Origin of the sequence: Streptomyces cirratus (assembly GCF_014650775.1) — a bacterium.
GTDB lineage: Bacteria > Actinomycetota > Actinomycetes > Streptomycetales > Streptomycetaceae > Streptomyces > Streptomyces cirratus.
In genome coordinates this window covers 1-818 of sequence record NZ_BMVP01000055.1, presented here as the reverse complement: position 1 = coordinate 818, position 818 = coordinate 1, and the positions used below count along the sequence as shown (strand labels likewise).

At 69.8% G+C, this 818-nt stretch carries 1 protein-coding gene; it reads left to right on the top strand.

Annotated elements, in window-relative coordinates:
• Positions 1–72: 72 nt before the first annotated feature.
• The coding region (locus tag IE207_RS32865; protein WP_190187985.1) for a hypothetical protein at positions 73–818 on the top strand (746 nt) is incomplete at its 3' end.

Genomic DNA, 818 nt, shown 5'->3' with positions numbered 1-818 from the left:
TTCCAGAACGCCAGCATCCACTGGAACCCCGACCGGGGCACCTGGACCACCACCAACTGACGGGGAGACGGCATGAGATCGCTGATCCTTCGGCGCGTGGTCAAAGCCGCGGCGCCACTGCTCGCGGCCGTCGCGGTCACCTTCTTCACGGCACCCGCCGCGACCGCCTCGGAACCGGACGGCTCGATCGGGCGCGGCGAGGTCATGGACCGTGCCTGGTCCTGGGTCGCCGAGCAGGTGCCCTACAGCCAGAGCGGATGCTACGCAAACCAGTTCGGCTGCTACCGCCCCGACTGCTCGGGCTTCGTGTCGATGGCCTGGCACCTCGGGTCGTCCTTGACGACCTGGAGCCTGTGGAACGTCACCTTCGACGTCCCGGCCGCCGACCTGCAGCCCGGCGACGCACTGCTGCGCGACTCCGACGGCACCGACCACGTGGCGCTGTTCGTCCGGTGGGCCGACGCCGGCCACACCCAGCCGGTGGTGCGCGAGACGTACGACTTCGGGCACGTGGCCGAGGAACGGGTGTGGGGCAACGGCCTGCGCGGATTCACCCCCCGCCGCTACAACACGCTGGACGACCTGATGCCGTACGGCGCGATCAGGGCCAAGTACGACAGCATGGGCGGCCCGGGCGGCGTGCTCGGCCCGCCGACCTCCGGGGAACGCGACTCCATGATGGGCGGCCGCTTCCAGGGCTTCCGCAACGGGATCGTGATCTGGCATCCGGATGCGGCGTTCGCCGTGTACGGGCAGATCCTGGACAAGTTCTGGGCGACGGACGCGGAGCGTCGTTGGGGGTTCCCGACGATGGACGA